General features: G+C 53.2%; 16 protein-coding genes. 2 read left to right on the top strand and 14 right to left on the bottom strand.

From position 1 onward, the window contains the following. Positions 1–32: 32 nt before the first annotated feature. Positions 33–476 (bottom strand): 3-hydroxyacyl-ACP dehydratase FabZ, encoded by a 444-nt coding sequence (gene fabZ, locus ACFQ2I_RS00580; protein ID WP_377561532.1) that lies wholly within the window; start codon positions 474–476, stop codon positions 33–35. 332 nt (positions 477–808) lie between these two features. Between fabZ and ACFQ2I_RS00575 the strand changes: the two genes are divergently transcribed. Further along, complete coding sequence (locus tag ACFQ2I_RS00575; RefSeq protein ID WP_377561496.1) at positions 809–1,429, top strand: TetR/AcrR family transcriptional regulator; 621 nt, start codon at positions 809–811, stop codon at positions 1,427–1,429. A 29-nt stretch (positions 1,430–1,458) separates the two neighbouring features. Continuing rightward, the gene (locus tag ACFQ2I_RS00570; RefSeq protein ID WP_377561495.1) at positions 1,459–2,931 is read left to right on the top strand and encodes a DHA2 family efflux MFS transporter permease subunit; all 1,473 of its coding nucleotides are present in this window, start codon (positions 1,459–1,461) and stop codon (positions 2,929–2,931) included. A 66-nt stretch (positions 2,932–2,997) separates the two neighbouring features. On the opposite strand, the gene ACFQ2I_RS00565 is transcribed toward ACFQ2I_RS00570, so the two are convergent. From ACFQ2I_RS00565 to nuoL, 13 genes are all read right to left on the bottom strand, one after another. Next, positions 2,998–3,282 carry a DNA-directed RNA polymerase subunit beta gene (locus tag ACFQ2I_RS00565; RefSeq protein WP_377561494.1) on the bottom strand — a complete coding sequence of 95 codons (285 nt, stop codon included), beginning with the start codon at positions 3,280–3,282 and terminating at the stop codon, positions 2,998–3,000. 21 nt (positions 3,283–3,303) lie between these two features. Then, positions 3,304–4,143, bottom strand: coding sequence for a flagellar hook-basal body protein (locus ACFQ2I_RS00560; protein ID WP_377561493.1), 840 nt, complete (start codon positions 4,141–4,143; stop codon positions 3,304–3,306). Positions 4,144–4,184: 41 nt separating this feature from the next. Further along, a complete protein-coding gene (locus ACFQ2I_RS00555; RefSeq protein WP_377561492.1) occupies positions 4,185–5,048 on the bottom strand; it encodes a flagellar hook-basal body protein in 864 nt (287 codons plus the stop codon). Between the two features lie 167 nt (positions 5,049–5,215). Continuing rightward, positions 5,216–6,205, bottom strand: a complete 990-nt coding sequence (mreB, locus tag ACFQ2I_RS00550) for a rod shape-determining protein MreB (protein ID WP_377561491.1) — start codon at positions 6,203–6,205, stop codon at positions 5,216–5,218. A 128-nt stretch (positions 6,206–6,333) separates the two neighbouring features. Next, positions 6,334–6,621: a sporulation transcriptional regulator SpoIIID gene (spoIIID, locus tag ACFQ2I_RS00545; RefSeq protein ID WP_377561490.1), complete on the bottom strand. Its 288-nt coding sequence runs from the start codon at positions 6,619–6,621 to the stop codon at positions 6,334–6,336. A gap of 178 nt (positions 6,622–6,799) precedes the next feature. After that, the gene (locus tag ACFQ2I_RS00540; protein WP_377561489.1) at positions 6,800–7,543 is read right to left on the bottom strand and encodes a peptidoglycan DD-metalloendopeptidase family protein; all 744 of its coding nucleotides are present in this window, start codon (positions 7,541–7,543) and stop codon (positions 6,800–6,802) included. A 77-nt stretch (positions 7,544–7,620) separates the two neighbouring features. Continuing rightward, positions 7,621–8,832, bottom strand: a complete 1,212-nt coding sequence (gene spoIID / locus ACFQ2I_RS00535; protein WP_377561488.1) for a stage II sporulation protein D — start codon at positions 8,830–8,832, stop codon at positions 7,621–7,623. 217 nt (positions 8,833–9,049) lie between these two features. After that, positions 9,050–10,429, bottom strand: a complete 1,380-nt coding sequence (gene murA / locus ACFQ2I_RS00530; protein WP_377561487.1) for a UDP-N-acetylglucosamine 1-carboxyvinyltransferase — start codon at positions 10,427–10,429, stop codon at positions 9,050–9,052. A 235-nt stretch (positions 10,430–10,664) separates the two neighbouring features. Continuing rightward, positions 10,665–10,931, bottom strand: coding sequence for a DUF1146 family protein (locus ACFQ2I_RS00525; protein WP_377561486.1), 267 nt, complete (start codon positions 10,929–10,931; stop codon positions 10,665–10,667). A 33-nt stretch (positions 10,932–10,964) separates the two neighbouring features. Next, complete coding sequence (locus tag ACFQ2I_RS00520; RefSeq protein ID WP_377561485.1) at positions 10,965–14,318, bottom strand: S8 family serine peptidase; 3,354 nt, start codon at positions 14,316–14,318, stop codon at positions 10,965–10,967. Positions 14,319–15,486: 1,168 nt separating this feature from the next. Beyond that, complete coding sequence (locus ACFQ2I_RS00515; RefSeq protein WP_377561484.1) at positions 15,487–17,028, bottom strand: NADH-quinone oxidoreductase subunit N; 1,542 nt, start codon at positions 17,026–17,028, stop codon at positions 15,487–15,489. Positions 17,029–17,049: 21 nt separating this feature from the next. Next, positions 17,050–18,681, bottom strand: a complete 1,632-nt coding sequence (locus ACFQ2I_RS00510) for a complex I subunit 4 family protein (protein WP_377561483.1) — start codon at positions 18,679–18,681, stop codon at positions 17,050–17,052. Then, the gene (gene nuoL / locus ACFQ2I_RS00505; RefSeq protein ID WP_377561482.1) at positions 18,678–20,558 is read right to left on the bottom strand and encodes an NADH-quinone oxidoreductase subunit L; all 1,881 of its coding nucleotides are present in this window, start codon (positions 20,556–20,558) and stop codon (positions 18,678–18,680) included. The genes ACFQ2I_RS00510 and nuoL overlap by 4 nt, the downstream gene beginning before the upstream one ends. Positions 20,559–20,560 lie beyond the last annotated feature (2 nt).

The following is a 20,560-nucleotide window of genomic DNA, read 5'->3' as shown; positions in this document are numbered from 1 at the left end:
CCACCCCTTCAATTATCTATCCAAGTCCTTGATTAAGACGGATTTTGCAGAGCGAACATGAGCTCGCCTTCCGCCACGACTTTCCCTGCCACTGTGGCCGTTGCCTTGCCCTTGCCAATCGGCCCTTTCAATCGGGTAATTTCCACTTCCAGGGTCAGTGTGTCTCCCGGTTTCACCTGGTCGCGGAAGCGAAAGCCGTCAATACCTGCGAAGAAGCCGATCTTGCCCTTGTTCGCTTCCACCATAAGCATAGCCACCGACCCGACTTGAGCCAGTGCCTCCACAATCAGAACGCCCGGCATAACGGGATATCCCGGGAAGTGGCCCACAAAATAAGGTTCGTTCATCGTCACGTTTTTCAGACCGACCGCCCGTACTCCAGGCTCTACCTCCAAAATACGGTCAACAAGCAAAAACGGAGGGCGGTGGGGGATAATCTCCTGAATTTCATTAATGTCTAGCTGCATATCAAATATGCTCCTTTCTATGGCGTGTTTTCCGACAGTTGTTCATTCACAAGTATAAAAAGCAAGGAAATAAGCCAAACTATAGATACCCTTCATAAAAACTGCAGTTTATGGAGGTTAAGATAAGGAGGCTTGACGCGAAAGGACTTCTGCCATGAATTCCTGGTCAAGCCTCTTTCTGCGCTGACAGACAGCTTCGCATGAGCCACACTCCCGCAGTTTCCCAACTATTATAAACCACCGTATGGAAAATGAAAACTAACCCCGTTGCCCTGCCAGAATCAAACTGCTATAATACTGACTGAACGTTCGGTCAGTTAAGTGAACGGAGTTGGTCCATATTGAGCAAAAAACAAGCACAGGCGGAAGAAACAAAGCAGCAAATTCTGGCCGCTGCCAAGGAGCTGTTCGCCAGAAAGGGGTATACGGCAACCTCGATTGAGGAGCTTGCGACTGCTACTGGCAGCAGCAAATCAAATATTTATTATCATTTCAAAAGCAAGGAAGGGCTATTCCTGCACTTGATGGATGAGCACGATTGTGAGTGGAAGGCGCATTGGACACAGCAAAAATCACGCTATGGCACACTTATTGAACAACTGTACGGAATGACGGAAGCAGGAATCAAAGCCGGATTTCACCATCCCTTACATAAGGCCGCCGGGGAATTTCTCGGTGAGACAAAGGGTAAAAACAGCTATGTGACAGAGAGAATTCATAAAAAGACCGAAGAGGACCGAGCTTACTACAGAGAATTCTTTCAGCAGGGAATCGATAATGGAGAATTCAAGAACATGGATCCCCAGGCCATGGCCCTTACGCTGGAAAGCTTGTTCCGAGGTCTCTCGGAAATCGCGCTACTCATGGACTATGAAGAAGCACAAAATTTATTCCGCAACAGCCTGACGATCCTGCTGCATGGAATTGCTTCTGATGTCTCATCGGTGGCAGAAGAGAAATAAGACTATTCACAATTAGGGAGGAAAATCAATTGAACAGCACTTCTGCGGCCGCCGGGTCCCCAAACGCAACAGAGAACTTGAAACGGCTGCCGATTCTAATCGCATTAGTTATAGGAGCATTCTTCTCCATCTTGAATGAAACACTGCTGAACGTCGCGTACGTTCGGCTGATGGAAGACTTCCAAGTAGCCTATACGACGGTTCAGTGGCTATCTACGAGCTATATGCTTGTCGTAGGCATATTAGTACCGATATCGGCGCTGCTTATCGGCTGGCTCACAACTCGCCAGATGTTCATCGGAGCCTTAAGCTTGTTCACGCTAGGCACTCTCGTATGCGCCATATCGCCAGACTTCTCCATCCTTCTGGGTGGACGAATCATCCAGGCGCTTGGTACGGGGCTCATGCTTCCCGTCATGATGAACACCATTCTGGTCTTGTACCCGCCGGAGAATAGAGGCGCGGCGATGGGCAGCATCGGCTTGGTCATCATGTTCGCACCCGCGATCGGACCTACGCTATCGGGGCTAATCCTGGAGTCGCTAGATTGGCGCTGGCTGTTCTGGATCGTGCTGCCATTCGCCGCATTGTCCATTGTAACGGCCTGGATCTACATGAAGAATGTGACGGACGTAACGAAGCCGCGCATCGATGTGCTGTCCGTCCTTCTATCCACTGTCGCATTCGGTGGCATCGTATACGGCTTCAGCACGCTTGGCAAGCCGGATAAGGATTGGACAAGCCCGGAAGTGTACCTGACTGTCATTGCCGGTATCGTATGCTTGCTGCTCTTCGTACTGGTGCAACTCCGTTCGAAGGAGCCCATGCTTGACTTCCGCGTCTTCAAGAAGCCCATGTTCGCTCTCGCTACCGTCCTCATTATCATTGTTATGATGTCCCTCTTCTCCACCCTGCTGCTCCTGCCTATTCTTATGCAGCAAGGGATGTTCATGACTGCATTCGCGGCGGGTCTCGTCCTGCTTCCGGGCGGCATATTGAACGGCTTCCTGTCCCCTGTTACCGGTAAGCTGTTCGACAAGTTCGGACCTCGCGCGCTAGTTATTCCGGGCGCTGCGCTGCTCGTTCTGGTCATGTGGCTATTCACCCGCATTGATCTGGAGACAAGCAAGTCCATGATTATTCTGTTCCACTGCCTGATGAGCATCTCTCTGTCGATGATTATTATGCCGGCTCAGACGAACGGTCTTAACGGGTTGTCGCGCTCGCATTACCCACATGGCACGGCTATCAACAATACGCTTCAGCAAGTGTCCGGCGCACTGGGCATTGCCATCTTCTTCGGCATTATGACGTCTGGTCAGAACCGATTCCTGGAAGATGCCGGCCATCCCGCGGGAACGCCGATCGAGATCACGAATCCGTTATTCGCGCCATCCATCAGCGCGGGGGTAAGCGAATCGTTCAAATTCGGCCTCATCTTCGCCATCATCGCACTCGTCGTCGCCTTATTCATCAGGAAGAGCGAAGTGCCTAAGTCTTGAGGGACGGGTCACATAACGAAGGGGCTGTTCCCGGTCATTCAGACCGGGAGCAGCCCCTTCCAATTGTTACGAGTCGGTAAATACTAAGTCGTACATATGCTTCCAGGTTGACCACTGGAACACATCGCCTTCCGGCATCTTGCCCATATAGACATATCCGACATACAGCCCCAGAGCAAGCATGATGACCATAATAATGGGCACTATACTCTTCCTGAGCAACCATAATATGACTCTGGCCCAAGTAGGGAGACGACGATCCGTATCCTCATCTTCCTCTGATTCCGCTATAACCCCTTGATGATTACGGGTATCGACATCCTTCTCAGCATCCACGCGATCATCAGTCATACATATCACCTTCATCCTGGTCTACGCGCGCATCGTGTTGGCAATTCCCATCATCTGGTCGCTGGATGATAATGCTCTTGCAGCTAGCTGATAGGCGCGTTGAACGTTGATAAGCTCGGTCAACTCATCCGTAAGCTGGACGTTGGATTGCTCTAAATAGCCCTGTCGCAATGCAATGCGATTCTCGGAATCAGGAATAATTTCCTGAACGACATCCTCAACATTAATTCCGTCTGCTATCGTAAACAAATTATCTGCCACCGGAGTGAGAGCCGCGGGCCGAGAGGGCTGCAGCAGCTTGATGCTGCCTAACGTAATCGTATCGCCCGAAGACACTCCCCGCACCGTTCCGTCGGCTTCCACACGGAGGGAGTAACCATCAGGCATGACGATATTGCCCTCTACCATATTCCCGTCGGCATCCGGTATATTCGCCACTACCGGATAACCGTCTTCTGTTGCCAAAATCGTATCACCGTTTGCGCCCATCGTCAACTGGAAAGCCCCGTTGCGCGTGTATGCGCGCGTTCCCGCGCCGTCTACCTCCACCTCGAACAACGCGTTGCCCTCAATCGCCAAGTCCGTCAGATTGTCCGTACCCTTCATCGGCCCTTGCGACAAATTGGGTTCCACCATCGTCATTCTGGCGCCCCAACCTTGCGAGAAGTGAAGCGGCGTCAGACGCCCCGGCTGATTGAATGCATCGGGCTGTCTCTTCAAGTTGTTCAGCAAGTCCTCGAAGGTCGCTTCCTTCTTTTTGTAGCCCACCGTATTCACGTTGGCAATGTTATCGGATATGACATCCAACCTCTGCTGAAGGGAGTTCATGGATACCATGGCATTAATCATAGAAGCGTTCATTCTCATTTCCTCCTTAAGCCAATTGCCGAGAAGTGGCTGCGCTAGATACGTCCAATTTCATTCGCTGTCTTCTGCAAGCTCTGATCGTAGAACTGAATGACCTTCTGATTCGCTTCATACGCGCGCATCGCAGACATCAGATCGACAGCGGCCTGCGTCGGGTCTACATTGGAACGCTCTATGTAGCCTTGCCGTACTTCTACCCGCTCATCCGGTGCAATCGGGGCTGTATCGGCGTCATTTCCTGCGAAGCGGAAATTACCGTTACCCTCCCGAATAAGATCGTTCGGATTATTAATACGCGTAATGAGCAATTGCACGCCGATATCCTCACCTTCCCCATTCAGAAAGCGCTGATTGTCTGTCATGACGAGCTGATCCAGACCTATACCTGGCGGCAATTGAATCGGCTGACCGTCCACACCCAGCACACTGGAACCGTCTCCGCTCATCAGAATGCCGTCGCCCGTCACGGTGAACTTGCCACCGCGCGTATAACGAATCTCGCCGTTCTCATCCTGTACAGTGAAGAAAGCTTGCGGCTGGAAGATAACATCGCCATTATCGGCAATCGCCTTGCCGGATGCGTCGAATGCCTGTCCATCTACATCTATATTAGAGATTAAAGCGAAATCGGAAGACAGATTCGTCTGAAGCAGATCCCCCTGCACATGAATCGACAAGCTCTCCTCCGCGAACACACTGCTCGTCCAACGTCCGATCTCACGGCGTTCCGTAGGCTCTACGCCGGTGATAGCTAGCAGCATCTCCGGGAAAGAACGCGTGACAGCGTTGTTCTGCTTGTATCCGGGCGTATGAATATTGGAGATGTTGTTCGTTACGGTATCATGTCTGCGTTGCTGGGCGATCATGCCCGACGCTGCAGTGTGTAAACCTCTTAGCATTATGCTCCCCCTCATTCGCTGCGTAAATCCATTATTCTCCTCTATTATCGGCATATAGAGGATGACGCTGAATAGCTAGTCCCCGTGACTTTGGAATTAATTATAACGCGTAAGCCGTCAAAAACAGGACGATAAACCTAGTTCCAGCGATAATCCGCCGTCCGCCTCTACTTCTTCAGCTTGTCCAAATGATCAAGCAGCAATCCTGTTCCCTTTACTACGCAATGCATGGGATCCTCCGCGATTAGGACAGGCACCTTCAGTTCATCCGCCAGGAGGCCGTCCAGACCGCCCAGCAGCGCTCCGCCTCCGGTCAGAATGACACCGCGGTCAATGATGTCCGCCGATAGCTCTGGCGGCGTCTGCTCCAGCACATACTTGGCTGCGGCGACAATCGACATGATAGGATCCCACAGCGCTTCTCTCACCTCATCGGTACGAATCGTCACTGTTAATGGAAGCCCCGATACCATATCCCGGCCGCGAATATCCAATTCTTCCTTGCGACCGTCGTCATAGACGGTCCCGATCTTGATCTTAATATCCTCGCTGGTTCTCTCGCCGATCAGCAGCTTGTACTTGTTCTTAATATATTTCATAATCGCGTCGTCGAACTTGTCGCCAGCCACCTTAATAGAGGAAGCCGTCACAACATCCCCCATAGACAATACCGCTACATCGGTCGTACCGCCGCCGATGTCTACGACCATATTGCCGCTGGGCTGGAATATGTCCATTCCAGCCCCGATCGCGGCTGCCTTCGGCTCCTCTTCCATATAGACTTCTCTGGCTCCGCTTCGCTCTGCCGCTTCGCGAATCGACTTCTGCTCCACTGACGTAATATTCGTCGGGGCGCATATGAGAATACGCGGACGACTGAACCATTTGCGGCCTTCCACACGATCAACAAACGCTTTCAACATAATTTCCGTAATTTCAAAGTCGGCAATGACGCCATCGCGCAGCGGCCGAATGGCAATAATATTGCCCGGCGTACGCCCAACCATCCGATGCGCCTCCTCGCCAACTGCCAGAACTTTCTTGCTGTCGCTCTCAATGGCGACGACCGATGGCTCGTCAAGCACGACGCCTTTTCCTTTCACATGAATAGATACGTTGGCCGTTCCAAGATCAATCCCAATGTCCTTGCTCAGCATAAGGCTAAAGTCCTCCAACCGAATAATGTTTGCCTTTATTTCCTAACGAACATTATTCGCCAAAATAATAGAAATTCCTCTATGCCTACTGCAAAAATTAGGGATAGAACGACCACACGGCAAATTCGTTACAGCTTAGCTGCCGCCATCACCTCCCGCTTCTTGCCGCTTGATTTTTTATACTTAATTTTAGTCGCTTCTCCTCCCCTCAAATGACGAATCGATTTGTGGTACTCGAGAATGTGCTTTACCTGATCTGCCAGGTCCGGGTTAATCTCAGGCAACCGTTCGGTCAGATCCTTGTGCACCGTGCTTTTGGACACACCGAACTCTTTGGCGATCGTTCGCACCGTATGCTTCGTTTCAACGATGCAGCGGCCTATTTTAATGGTTCGCTCTTTGATGTAATCGTGCACGTTCCCGCCTCCCTACTCGAAATAGTTTGGTACATTATATGAGTCGAGCGGGTATATATTCGTTGTGTCCAAGCGTGACAAGCTCTGAAATGAAATAAATTTTCCAAAAACAGCAGGCAGGCAAGGGTATAATCCCTTGCCTGCCTGCTGTTTCTGCTATCACAGCGACTCGTGAATATTATTCGGAAATAAAATCGCTGGGATTAACCGTCTCGCCGTTCAGACGAGTCTCGAAGTGAAGGTGGACGCCAAAATCCTTCTCCAGTTCGTTGCGGCCCGCCTGCGCAATAACCTCACCTTGCTCCACTTCATCGCCCTTGGCAACCCCAATACTGCTTAAGCTTTGGTAGACGGTGACCAGTCCTTCGCCATGGCTGATCTCCACCATGTTGCCGTTCAACGGATGCTGACCGGCATAGGTTACCTCACCGGATAGTGCCGCCAGCACGTCGAACGATTCGCCCTCGGGATCTACGAAGTCGATTCCGGTATGCGGTGAGAACGTCGTGTCCACCTGTATAAGCGCCGCTTCCTTCTCCGTCTGACTCGCTGCTGCATCATAATAATGCGTCTCGACATTCATAGCGTCCTTATTAAGGACCGGCCAGCTCATCGTGCCCGATGCGACAGCATCGACACCTTTCTCCCCGCCTGTGTTGACGCCCGTACCTTCGTCACCTTGTGTCACTTCAGTTCCATTCTCGGGTCCGGTCGTCGGTTCAGCCGGGTCCGATCCCTGATAGAGCCACATTAAGGTTACGATAATTGCTGCCGCTGCCATGAAGATTGCCGGAGAAACCCATCTTTTTGCAAACAGCTTTCTCGCACCATTGCTAGATTTGGCGGCAGACACTTCTCCTACTACAGTTTTAGGAGATTCTTCTTGGTTTTGCTGTGATTGATTTTCGTTTTGATCATTCATTCATATCACCTCACTAGCCATTGTTGCCACATCTGCTAGCTTTATACGTTGGCGATATGCAATTTTTCAAGCAAGAATTAGAGATTCGATGACAATAGCTCCATTGCTAGCTTCGAAGCTTCCTCCACACCGGTATTCTTATAGTAGTGCTGCAGAATATCCTCAGCTGTTCTTCCTTGCATGGCCATGCCGTTAGCTCCCCATTGGCTCATCCCTACGCCGTGGCCAAAACCATACGTCTTGATGGCGATCCTGTCCCCGTCCACTCGCCATTGAAATGCCGTAGAATTCAGCTCGAGCTTCTCGCGTAGCTCTCGCCCGGTGAACGACTTCCCGTTGATCGCTACCTCAAGAATCCGGTTCCCTTCCGTTCTCTCGACTACCTTCATATTCAGCTTGGTCGACGCCGCCTTACCGGAGATACTCAGCTTGCGATAGAAGTCCTTCAGGCTCAAGCTTATCTCCGTCTCATAGCGAGGAGAGATCGCTTCGTCCCACGGGCTCGCTACACTGCGCAAGTAGGGAATCTCGCTTCCCCAGTAATCTTCCGAATTCTCAGTATACCCGTTGCTTGTAGAGAAGTAGAACGCTTGCACCGGCTCTCCCTGATACATTAGCAGTTGGCCTTTCGTCTCGTCTACCGCTCGCTTCAGCTTCCGAAAATTGTCCTCCCGTTCCTCTTCCGGCCACTTCGCCTCCATATCCTCTGGGGATAGATAGACCTGATGTTGCACCGAATCCGTTACATCTCCCCGCTTCCCCTCCATGCCGCTTCGATCCGACAGCAGCAGCCGCCGCATCATATAAGTCCTAGCCGCAATCGCCTGCGCCTTCAGTGCTTCCAGTTCGAAGCTTGCAGGCATCTCACCGGCCAGCACACCTTGCACGTATTGCTCCAGCCCGACTCTCTCTACCCTGCTGCTAGCCGTTCTATAGACTTGCACGACAACCTGATCTAGTGTATGGGATGCCACCGTCTGCTCCTCTGCTGGAATGCTCGCATTGCCCTGTGCCTGTGCTTGGTTCTCTCCCTCGTTCTTCGGAATCCCGCCAGGAGGAGGTTGTGCGTGAACATCCACAAGCGCGCGACCGGGCCGATCCATACTTGGTGCGGCTTGCGGCTGCAGCCATGCTCCTGAAGGTGCAGTGCCCGTCTCAGTCAAAAGCAGCTGCATTAATAAGATGGCTGCACCGAGCAGAATTCCTACTCCGAATACGGTCCACCATTCCATGCGGCCGACCCCGCCGGAGGATACTCTAGTGATTGACTGTCTCTCTATTCCTCTCATACAGACTCCTTCCCATCCCCTTCATTCTGATGGTATATCCTATGAGCCCGAATGCTAGGATAGAATCTCCCGCTATCGATTGTCAAAGTTAAACTTTCTTAATGAATGGGCTGTCCGCTTGCTAATCATACCTACCCATGATAACAAAAACGAGAGAAGCCGTATGTCGTCACCTTTGTTGAAAAGGGAACAACATCAACTTCTCTCGTTATACAGGTTACGCCCAAGTAGGTTGAACCTTCAATACGGCGACATCCTTCTCGCGATCGTATGCGGCCGGTTCTTTCTCCGCCTTGCTTGGCTTGGCGACGACTGCCTCCTCCGCGTGCTTGGCTTGGGCGGATTCTACACGGACAATATCCGCTCCCAGGGAAGCCAGCTTGCCGGTAATATCGACATACCCCCGGTCAATATGATGCAGTCCTGTCACTTCCGTCTCGCCATCTGCACGAAGTCCGGCACAGATAAGTGCGGCGCCGGCCCGCAAGTCCGATGCGCATACCTTGGCTCCGGTGAGGGGCACTCCGCCCGTTACGATGGCCGATCGGCCATCTACCGTAATATGAGCGTTCATCTTCTGGAATTCCTCTACATGCATGAACCGATTCTCGAATACCGTCTCGGTAACGACACTGGTGCCCTCCGTCGTAAGCAGCAAGGCCATCATCTGCGATTGCATATCGGTGGGGAAGCCGGGATGCGGCAACGTCTTCACATCTACCGCCTTCAATTGCTTGCCGGCTCGAACGTGAATGCCGTTATCGTTATCGACCACATCGACCCCCATCTCCTGGAGCTTCGAGATAACCGGTGTCAGATGGTCGGCAATCGCCCCCTCGATGAACACATCGCCGCCTGTAATTGCCGCTGCGATCATATACGTACCGGCTTCCACACGGTCCGGAATGATATTATGACGAGCGCCGGTGAGCCGCTCTACGCCTTCAATCCGGATAATGCCTGTTCCGGCTCCGCGCACCTTGCCGCCCATTGCATTAATATAGTTGGCCAGATCGACGATTTCCGGCTCCTTCGCCGCATTCTCAATCGTCGTCGTACCGCTTGCAAGTGCGGCGGCCATCATAATATTCTCCGTAGCGCCTACGCTCGCAACGTCAAGGTATATCTTCGCTCCCTTAAGACCTTCAGCTGCAATCGCTTCTATGAAGCCATGCCCCAGCTGTATCTGGGCGCCCATCGCTTCGAAGCCCTTCAAGTGCTGATCGATGGGACGCGTTCCGATTGCGCATCCGCCAGGCAGCGAGATCCGGACTTTACCGATACGCGCAAGCAACGGTCCCATCACCAGGAAAGAAGCTCTCATCTTCCGAATCAGTTCATATGGCGCATCATGCGAAGTAATGATCGGTGCGGATATGCGCATCGTCTCATTGTTATAAGTTATCCCTGCGCCTAATGAGGCAAGCACTTGCTGGATCGTCATAACGTCGTCGAGGAGGGGCACGTCACTGATGACGCTGTCTCCTTCCGTCGCTAGTAATGAGGCAGCAAGAATGGGGAGCACTGCATTTTTGGCCCCGCTGACGCGGACCGTTCCCGATAAACGCCGGCCTCCGCGGACGATAATTTTTGTCATCTTCGTGTTCCCTCCGCGAATAGCATATTTATTGCATATTCCATATCATTTGGTTAGTAAGTTACTGCAAGGCATACTACGTTCACAATACTAAACTTCATCTTAACATCGTTTGCTACAAATCGACAAGCCCAAATTATTTGCCACTTTTTTCTGGTCCTACTTCCTAATATCGACTGCATTCGGCATTAAATTAATGCAAGTTAATACCCATTGTTTGCAAATTATGCCGATGTTATTCGGCAAAACCGCGAAGCAGAACTGTGTATTCCCAATACTGGAGAATGAATTGTGCGAAGGAATGGCCGATGACGATCGCCAATATGACCTGGAACATTCTTGCCTTGGCATTGCGGGGGAAGCGGAACAACTTATCCCACTTCACTTCCTGCAGCAGCGACCAGACAAATAAAATGCTGAGCACTTCGACTACAATAAAAAACAGCCCTGTCACGCCAGTGTTCATAAATCCGCTCATGGATATTGCATTGATTCCGTCCATGTGATCCTCCTAGACATACGAATCATATCGCCGTTATTCCGTTAAATAACGATAAATCAATGTAGTGAACTGTGCTCTGCTCGCTTGATCGTCGGGCTTGTAGCTGTTGCCTTGCATCCCTTTCAGCTTGCCCTCCAGCATCATGCTATACAGCATGGGAGCATACCATTCCCTCATAGGGACGTCAGCGAACGGCGGCGATAGAGGAGTGCGCGGCCGAATGTTCTCCGCGTTACCGATCATAATAGCCATCTCCGCTCTTGTCACAGGCTGGTCTGGCTTGAAGCGGCCATCCGGGAACCCGTTCACCCAGCCTTCCCGCACGGCGGTCATAATATAGGAATAAGACCAGTGCGTCGAATTCAAGTCGGAGAAGTTATTACCGGGCAGATTCGCCACATTCGGATTGTAAGCTTTCACAATAAGAGCAACAGCCTCCGCGCGCGTAATACTACGGTCAGGCTTGAAGCTATAGTTGCCTACGCCATGGATCACGCCTTCCTGCGTCAATGCAGCAATCTCTTCTTGCGCCCAGTGACCGCCAATGTCGCGGAATCCGGCAACCAATTCTTCCTCCGTCAGCTTCATCCGGTAATACTGATGTCCGAATGCCTGGTCGGCAGTTAGTCGTACATAGTAGACACCGGGCTGCAGCACGACGTCGCCCGTCGCCAGCTTTCCAACGGAACCCGTTTCCGAGACGCGTAATTGCTGCATTTTTTTATCATGAAGAAGCAATTGCAAGCTCGTATCGCTCGGCACACCGGTCACATTCAGGCTGATCACACTCTTGTTGCTCAGTCGGAACTGGAACCAGTCTGTATCCGTCCGCTCATGGATCAGACCGATATACTCTGTCCCCGGCTTCATCATTAAGCCTTCGTAAGCTTTGTCGTTGGGCTCATTGGGGTCCATTAGCTGCGGCTCGAATTGCACCTGGAGTCGGTATGTCCCCACCGTTGCATGAGCTTCCACCGCAATTGCATTATGAACACGAATATAATATTGGCCCGGCGTGACAGATATGACAGAAGAATGCTCCGCATCTCCCTCGCCATTCTCATCGAATAACATGAGCGCTTGTCCTTCTCGCATGACCGCCAGACCGGGATCAATGCGCACCGTATCTGTGCTTAACGTCAGTTGCAGCTTTCCTTCCCGTTCGAATGACACCTTGTACCAGTCCCTGTCCGCGTTCTGGTGGAAGGAAGCGGTTATCGTCTGGGAATTGGGCTGCAGCTGGAATGCGACATCATGACGGTCGTTCGGCTCGTAAGGATCTTCCTTCATCGTGAATGACGTCGTCAACGCATAAGCCATCGGCTTGTCGTTGGCGGGATTGCTGAACTTCACTTCCACGTATTGCTTTCCCTTACCCGCTGTGAACGAGATCGACTTGCTGGACAGCTTCGTATCCTCGCTGCGCAGCAACTGTCCGCCAGGCGTATAATGACTAATTCTTATGGCAGAGACGGCTTGCTCGGAATTCAACGCTTGAAAATCCAGCTTCAACGTTCCTTCCGTCGGCGTATCCACCACATACCAGTCAACGTCCTGCTTAGGAGGCAGCTCCGCTGTTACTTGTGAGAACAGGGGCAACTTGGCGGCGGCCGACTGCTTGTTGTTCGGCTCGTTCGCATCCGGAACAAGCTCCCCGCTCACGACCTGATCGACGCGCAGCAAGCCGTAACCCGATATGCTGTCAACGCCTGCCGCACCGATATCCTTCGCAGATTGCCGCAGCATGGCGCGAAGCTGGTAAGGCTCATATTCCGGATGCAGGGCGAGCAGCAGCGCTGCTGCTCCCGCCACTTGCGGCGCCGCAAGCGATGTGCCTTCATCCCACTTGTATTCGCCATCCAGCGCCGTCGTATACACATTCCAGGGCGCAAGCAGATCCAGCTCCGATCCGGGATTGGAACGCGGATCAGGATCGCCGTTCGGCTTCGCTCCCCCTACCGCCAGTACGGTTGGATACGCCGCAGGGTATTTCACCGCGGCTTTGGAACCAAGCATAGTACCGTCATTGCCCGCAGCAGCGACCAGCAGCACGCCTTGGCTCTCAGCATAACGTACGATATCTGCCATATACGGTGAGTAGCGATGCAAGCCGACAGACATGACGACAATACCTGCACCGTTGCGTACCGCATATAAGATGCCTTCTCCGAGATCCTTCTCCGTTCCGTCGCCCCACTGGTCCAGCGCCTTGATCGGCATAATCTTCGCATCCCATACGACGCCCGCTACACCTAAGCCGTTATTGCCCACAGCTCCGACGACGCCGGCTACACCTGTTCCGTGGCCGTTGTCATCGTCCGGGGGCAGCTCCGGGTAGATCAGGTTAGTGCCCGCGACAAGGTTGTCCTTCAGATCGGGATGATCCAGATCGACGCCCGTATCCACTAATCCGATGATGACATTCTTCTGTTCGCGCACGGTCTGCCAAGCTTTCTGGGCGCCAATGCGGGATAGATGCGTCTGCTTGTCCAGCTGCGGGTCATTCGCCTCCGTCGGCGAAGCGGCCATCATCTGTGGAGTCTCGTTCGCCGCATCGTTCGCAGCCTGCTGATCCGGTTGTTTCAACGCTGCAGGAGACTCCGACGCGGCAGGTTGTTGCGTGACTGGCTCCTGTATGACTGACTCCTGCTCAGCATCCTCATCAGTCTGCTTCTCAATCTGCTCATCGACATGCTCACCAGTCTGCGATCCGTCATCCTGCTGAAGCATCTTTACTACCGTCATCTTCGATTGCTGCTGGGACACTGCAGCCTCTGACTTCTCAGATGGATACTGGGACACTGCAGCCTCTGACTTCACCAATTGCTGCTGGGACACTAGAGCTTCCATCTGCTCCGATTGGAGGTGAGACCCCGCTGTTCCCGCCTCATTGCTGAGTTCATCCGCCTCTCCTTGCTCCGAGGCGGATGCATCCAGAATGCTGACCCGGTTGTTCGGGTGCACATATTGCACGCCCGGCTCGCCGCGCAGACGGCTGAGCCAGCTCTCCACGTCCCCGCCGGAATCCGGCGCAGGACGAATGACCTCCACCGCCGTCTCCGGCTGGCGGTGGAGCACCTCGACCCCGCGCAGCTCGTGCGCGAGCGCGGGGTCAGTCCACTTGAGCAGCCAGCTTTGCGGCTGCTCTTCGGCGGCTCCGGCCGCTGCCTGTGCCTGTGCCGATGGCACGGCGGCTGGCGGAGCCGCGCTGGCGGGAGCGAGCCCGGCAGGGGCGACGCTCCCGAGAATGACGCTGCTGGCGAGCAGGCTCAGCAGCGCACGGCGGTACGACCGTCGCGGCTTGTTCGCGCGATGGCTCTCACCCGTTCTATCTGTGGGCGTCTCCTTTCGCCCTTTGCCAAAGCTGAGGAATACAAGTTTCGCCATAGTATGTGCTCTACCTTTTTTATATTTGAATTGAGTTGAGCTGAGTTGCCTTGCGTTGAGAATAATCTTTCTATTGATGTAAACCGCTCAGTAATTATTGAAACATCAACCATCTTACCGCTTGTTCATCAGCGGAATGAAAGGAATAGACACTGCACTCTACCGATTGCCATCTGATAACCTCAACTACGGGGAACGATATGCCCGGATGATTTCTTCATGAGATCGTCTGTCAATCATGTTGAAACATGGAAAACCAAGATTGGGAGACTACTAACTGGATTCTGTGTAGTTATTGTAGTAGAAATCGCTACACTTGCATGCTATAAGTGGAATACGTACAGTTAGATCAGATCAGATCGCACTATATCTCGTCTATCGTCCGGATTAATAGCATGAAATCCAGTTTATTGGTGATAATGCAGAAGCAATCCGAAAAATAATGACATGAAATACAGTTAGATAATCGATATGTCATATGAAAACAATCGACCTGCTTCACAATCCGACTCACTAACTATGCCATTACTAACTTATTTAATAGTTCGGAAGCCTCGCACCTACGAACCTATTTGACATATTCCGACCACATCACCATTACAGTAAAATAGATACATAATCTTGCTTTTTGAGCAGAACGATGCTCTGAACGCTCAATTCAGCCAATCTGCATACTATATATACTTCGCAAGTAGCCGTTTGTTTCTGTCGGTATATTCCTTATATTTTCAAACCGTTCTAATCATACCACTTAACCTTTGCCTTAGCTATGTATAGCGACCCTATCCTTTCAATTCAATCCGAACGGCCTAATCTAGTTCTATTGCACTATCTTCCTTAACGATAAATAAGAGATAGCCGCGGAGCTCAAGTATAGATTCATACACGATTTTAGTTCACACTTCGCTAACCGCTATCTGCTCATATCCAACTCGAAATATATTCATGATCTCAAGTAACAAATCATCTTGTTGGGCAACAGCCTTCGCCATTTGATTATTTAAACGTTCCAGACAGCAGCGGCTTATACGGGCGGAATCGCAAAAGTAACGCCGACCCCCACAAAATCCGGGATCGGCGCTCATAGCAAGCTATGTTACGGGTACAAATTCGGGCTGTTCGTCGGCCATCACTCCCACTCCCTCCTCATCGCTGGCGGCCATGAAGACTATGGTCGGAAATCTCTGCTGAAGGAGAAGACGGCGTCTACCCCGTCCATTAGCAGTCCCGGGAACAAACCCAGCACAATCGTGCCTGCCGCACACACCCATATGACAACGGCAATTGGAACACCCGTCGGAATTCTCTCGCTGCCCGCTTCAAGCGGACCGCCGCTGCGCATGAGCATCTGCCTTGCGATGCCGAAGTAGAAATAATAGGAGATGACGCTGCTCAGCACCATAACCGCAACGACCCAGTAGCTCTTCGCTCCCGCGGCGCCCAGCAGAATGAACAGCTTGCCGAAAAAACCGGCAGAGATGGGCAGGCCAGCCAGCGAAACGATAAATACGAGCATGGCAACCGCAAGCCAGGGAGACCGGTAATACATGCCGCTGAACGCCTTCAACTCTTCATGACCGCTAGAGCGGCTGACGGCGCTCAATACTGCAAAAGCTCCCAGCGTCATCATCATATAAGCTGTCAGATAGAACAAAAGCTCCGCTGCATTATTGCTATGTGTCGAAGTAATATACAGGCCGATCGGCACCAGCAAGTAACCCGCGTTGGCCACGCCAGACAAGGCCAGCAGTCGTCTCGCGTTCAGCTGCCGCAGCGCCGCCAGAGAACCGGCCAACATAGATACCGCGGCGAGCAGCAGCAAGGCGAAGAACAGATCATCGCGCACGTCAGGCGCCATCCAGGAGCCGCCGAACAAAGTCGTTGTATACATCAGGCGGAAGGTGAGCGCCAGCGCCGCCCCCTTCGATACGACAGCGAGGAAGGACGCGATCGCGCCGGGAGCGCCTTGATACACATCGGGCGCCCATGCATGGAAGGGGGCCGCTGCGATCTTCACCGCCAGTCCCGCAAGCAGGCAGCCGAAGCCGACATAGACCAGTGCTTCGAATTCCGCTACCGCCTGCGGCAGCGCCGCGCCGATCTCAGCCAATTGGATGGAGCCCGTCACACCGTACAGATACGACATGCCGAACAGAATGAAAGCCGAGGAGATGCCGCCGGTCACCACATACTTGAATGCGGCTTCCGCCGAAGCATAAGATCTCCTTCGCAATCCGACCAGCACGTAGCTTGTTATGCTCAGCAATTCTATCCCCACGTACAAGGTCACCAGACTTCCCGATGAAGCCATCATCATCGCTCCGATTGCAGCAGGCAGCAGGAGATAGAAGTATTCTCCCTTCTCCTGGATGGCCTCGTCACTCCCTGCTTCCCCGAGGCCGAGCAGAGCGACGATGGCGGTCCCCGACAGCAGCAGCAGCTTCACCACACTGCTGAAGCCGTCGATCCGATAGCTGTCGCCGAATAGCGACACGACACCCTTATCCTCGAGTTCGGCCATTCCTACGCCTACAAGCACCAGCGCTCCCAACAGACTGACAAGCGTCAAGCCTCCTATTAGGCCGACTGTCAACCGTCGGCCTGATCCATTCGGCAGCAGCAAGTCCACTACGACAAGCACGATGAAGGCTGCCCCAAGCCACAGCTCGGGAGCCATATGGCCGAAGTCACTCCAATTCACAGACGTCATTCCGGAATCTCCTGCCATTCTTTATCCCCCCGTCCTTGCACTGATCAACTGCTCCATCAGGACCGCCGCGCCCGGCTCCACCATACTCGTCAGCAGCGACGGATAACAGCCCAGCAGTACGATAACCGCGACAAGCACAGCCATCGGCAGCGCTTCAATGAATCTGGCATCCCGCAGCGTCACATGCTTCTCGTCTATCGCGCCGAACGTAATGGCAAGCACGCCCCGCAGCACATAGACGGCAGTCAGCACAATGCCGAGCATCGCTGCGGCAACCACCCACTCCATCGTGTCGAACAAGCCCAGCAGAGACAGCAGCTCGCCGATAAACCCAGACAATCCCGGCAATCCCAACGAAGCAAGACCCGCGAACAACAATACCCCGCTCATGAAAGGCATGCTTCTGGATAATCCCCCCAGCTCTTGCAGCTCGGTCGTTCGAGTCCGTTCGTATAGACTGCCCACGATCAGGAACAGTAGCGCGGAGATGACGCCGTGCGAGACGAGCTGGAAGACGGCGCCTTGATAACCAAGCTCATTCAAGGCGGCAAGACCGATCAGCACGATTCCCATATGGCTCACTGACGAATAAGCCAGCATCAGCTTGAATTCCGTCTGTCTGAAGGCGATAATGGCCCCGTACAGCAGACTGATGACGCCAAGCACCGCCAACAGGGGCGACCAGTCCTTGTACTGCTCAGGGAATAGAGTGAGGCCGAAGCGAATTAGTCCGTACGCCCCCAGCTTCAACAAGATGCCGGAGTGAATCATGACGACGGCCGGCGGAGCTTCCACATGCACCTTCAGCATCCAGGTGTGGAAGGGGAAGACAGGCAGCTTGATGCCGAAGGCGATGAACAGCAGAATGAATGTCGTCCACTGCATGCCGCTATCCATATAGAACGGGTTCACCGCCTCCTCGCTCGGCATCACATTCACCCAAGCTGACGGATTGGCCAGATTGTGCATGATATCCGCGTAATTCGCGCTATAAATGAGCTGCATGCCGCTCGCGCCGGGCTCGGCGCGAAAGCCTGCCGTCATCGTCAGCATAACAAAGGCGATCAGCATCAATGCAGAACCGATTCCGTTATACAGAAGGAACATGTTAGCCGCCCGCTCGCGGTTGTAGTAGCCCCATATACCGATCAGGAAGTACATGGCGACTAGCGTAATCTCGAAGAATATGAAGAACAGGAATAAGTCTCTTGCCAGAAACGCCCCCAGCATACCGAGCTCAAGCAAGAAGAACCAGCAATAAAAAGCCTTCCATCTCTTCTTCACATGGATGGCCGCAAAGGAAGCCATCGCCGTCACGAGCGCAGTCAGCAGGACGAGCGGCAGGGACAAGCCGTCTACGCCAAGCGAGTATTGCATGGAGAACACAACACCAATGCCGGGGTCGTTCAGCGCTTCGCTGTTCAGCGGAATATCGCCCCACGCGACTTTTTCCTCATATGCCGATGAGTTCCGATCGCCTCCCATATCCGCATACAGCCACATGGACAGGACAAGCGGTACGAGCGACACGGCGATAGCCGTCCCCTTCAACAGCCCGGACCGGCTCCGCGGCAGCAGCAGAATGAGAATAAACCCCAGCAGCGGAGACCATATAATAAGCGACAGGATGGGTATATCAGCCAATATACTCATAGCAGCAGCCTCCTCAGGGCGGTAACGACGACGAAGATGATAATGCCCACCACAATCGCCAGACTATACGTTCCGATCTGCCCGTTCTGAAGCTTGAGAACCGTCTTGCCAATATAGCTCGCAATGGTTCCGGCAATAGCGATCGTCCCGCCCACCACATACTTGTCGAATCCGGCCAGTATGAGACCTCCGGAACGCAAGAGACCGCCGAATACAGCCCCATAGATCTCGTCGATATAATATTTCTTCTCCAGCACGCGCATAAGTCCCGGCATTCGTTCCACCAGCACATCTCCCTCTTGCCGTCCTCTGCCGTACAGCTGCCAGCCGAGCAGCAGCCCCAGCAAGGCTACGACCGTGGAGATCAGCATCGCAACATAGCTGCCATGCGCCTCCGGCTCATCCGGGAACAGCCAGCCGCTGAACGAAGCTTGCCATGGCGTCTCCAGCCAGCCTGCAGCGACAGCGAGCAAGGCCAGAATCAGCATCGGCGCAACCATGACCAGCGGTGATTCCTTCACGCCCTCTGCCGCCATCCCGCCCCGAGGCTTCCCCATGAAGACAAGCACGAACAGCCGGGTCATATAGAGCGCGGTCAGGAATGCGGCCGCAATAGCGGCGATGAACAAGACCGGGCTCTTCTCCAGCGCTGCCGCTAGGATGACATCCTTGGACCAGAAGCCCGCCAGCGGCGGCATACCGGCCAGCGCCAATCCTCCTATGGCGAATGTCCATGCCGTCACCTTCATACGTCTGCCCAGACCCCCCATCTCCCCTATATGACCGGTATGTATCGCCATTATTACACTGCCTGCTCCGAGGAACAGCAGCGCTTTGAAGAAAGCATGAGTGAAGAGATGGAATATGCCTCCGGCCAGCGAACCCAGCCCCAGAGCGAGCATCATAAAGCCCAACTGACTCATCGTCGAATAAGCCAGTATCCGCTTCATATCCTTCTGGGCCAGCGCAATCGTGGCAGCCAGCAGCGCTGTAAAGCCTCCGACGTAAGCGACGGTCGTCATCGCCGCTTCCGACGCTTGGAACAAGCTGAACGTCCGGGCGACCAGGAATACCCCGGCGGCGACCATCGTCGCGGCATGAATAAGCGCACTGATCGGCGTCGGTCCTTCCATCGCATCTGGAAGCCAGACGTGAAGAGGGAATTGACCCGACTTGCCGACCGCCCCCATGAAGAGAAGCAAGGCGATAAGTGTGGTCATCCCTTCCGTAACCGCACCTGAGCCGCCTTCGAAGATGCTCTGAATGAGAGTAAAGCTGAGGGCATGCTCCGGCATATGCCAGAATAGCAGAATGATGCCCAACAGCAGCCCCGCATCGCCTATGCGGGTAACGACGAACGCTTTCTTCGCGGCGGCTCTGGCTGCCGGCTTGCTGTACCAGAAGCCGATCAGCAGGAAGGAGCATACGCCGACCAGTTCCCAGAATATGTAGAAGGTCAACAGATTGTCCGCCAGCACCAGCCCCAGCATGGAGAAGGTGAATAGAGACACGTAGCCGTAGAATACGGTAATCCGTTCATCCTTGCTCATGTATCCCATGGAGTACACTTGAATCAGGAAACTGACAAGCGAGACGACCGCCAGCATAAGCGTTGTCAAATTCGTCACTTCATAACCGATGCGCAGCGTGAAGTCTCCAATGACGATCCACTCATAGCTATAGGAATAATCCACCGCATCACTACCGGAACGCGCGACTAGTAGAAGAGCAGATAAGATGAGGGAGGCAAGAGCGAACAAGGCGCTAAGGAGCTTGCTAATATTATGGAAGCTCTTGCCCATTGCCGTCAGCAGCAAGAAACTAGCCAATGGCAGTACCGGTATGAGCCATGCGATCTTGGAATATATGTCTACCAATT

It is taken from the genome of Paenibacillus chungangensis (assembly GCF_042675905.1).
Lineage (GTDB): Bacteria > Bacillota > Bacilli > Paenibacillales > Paenibacillaceae > Pristimantibacillus > Pristimantibacillus chungangensis.
The sequence above is the reverse complement of the archived record's forward strand: the minus strand, read 5'-3'. Positions and strand labels throughout refer to the sequence as shown.

Coding starts and splice junctions, on each gene's coding strand:
- ACFQ2I_RS00555 (WP_377561492.1), bottom strand. CDS start 5,048: ATGCTAAGAGGTTTACACACTGCAGCGTCGGGCATGATCGCCCAGCAA.
- ACFQ2I_RS00515 (WP_377561484.1), bottom strand. CDS start 17,028: ATGACGTCTGTGAATTGGAGTGACTTCGGCCATATGGCTCCCGAGCTG.
- ACFQ2I_RS00520 (WP_377561485.1), bottom strand. CDS start 14,318: ATGGCGAAACTTGTATTCCTCAGCTTTGGCAAAGGGCGAAAGGAGACG.
- murA (WP_377561487.1), bottom strand. CDS start 10,429: ATGACAAAAATTATCGTCCGCGGAGGCCGGCGTTTATCGGGAACGGTC.
- ACFQ2I_RS00540 (WP_377561489.1), bottom strand. CDS start 7,543: ATGAATGATCAAAACGAAAATCAATCACAGCAAAACCAAGAAGAATCT.
- mreB (WP_377561491.1), bottom strand. CDS start 6,205: ATGCTGAGCAAGGACATTGGGATTGATCTTGGAACGGCCAACGTATCT.
- ACFQ2I_RS00510 (WP_377561483.1), bottom strand. CDS start 18,681: ATGAGTATATTGGCTGATATACCCATCCTGTCGCTTATTATATGGTCT.
- spoIID (WP_377561488.1), bottom strand. CDS start 8,832: ATGAGAGGAATAGAGAGACAGTCAATCACTAGAGTATCCTCCGGCGGG.
- ACFQ2I_RS00565 (WP_377561494.1), bottom strand. CDS start 3,282: ATGACTGATGATCGCGTGGATGCTGAGAAGGATGTCGATACCCGTAAT.
- ACFQ2I_RS00560 (WP_377561493.1), bottom strand. CDS start 4,143: ATGAACGCTTCTATGATTAATGCCATGGTATCCATGAACTCCCTTCAG.
- ACFQ2I_RS00525 (WP_377561486.1), bottom strand. CDS start 10,931: ATGGACGGAATCAATGCAATATCCATGAGCGGATTTATGAACACTGGC.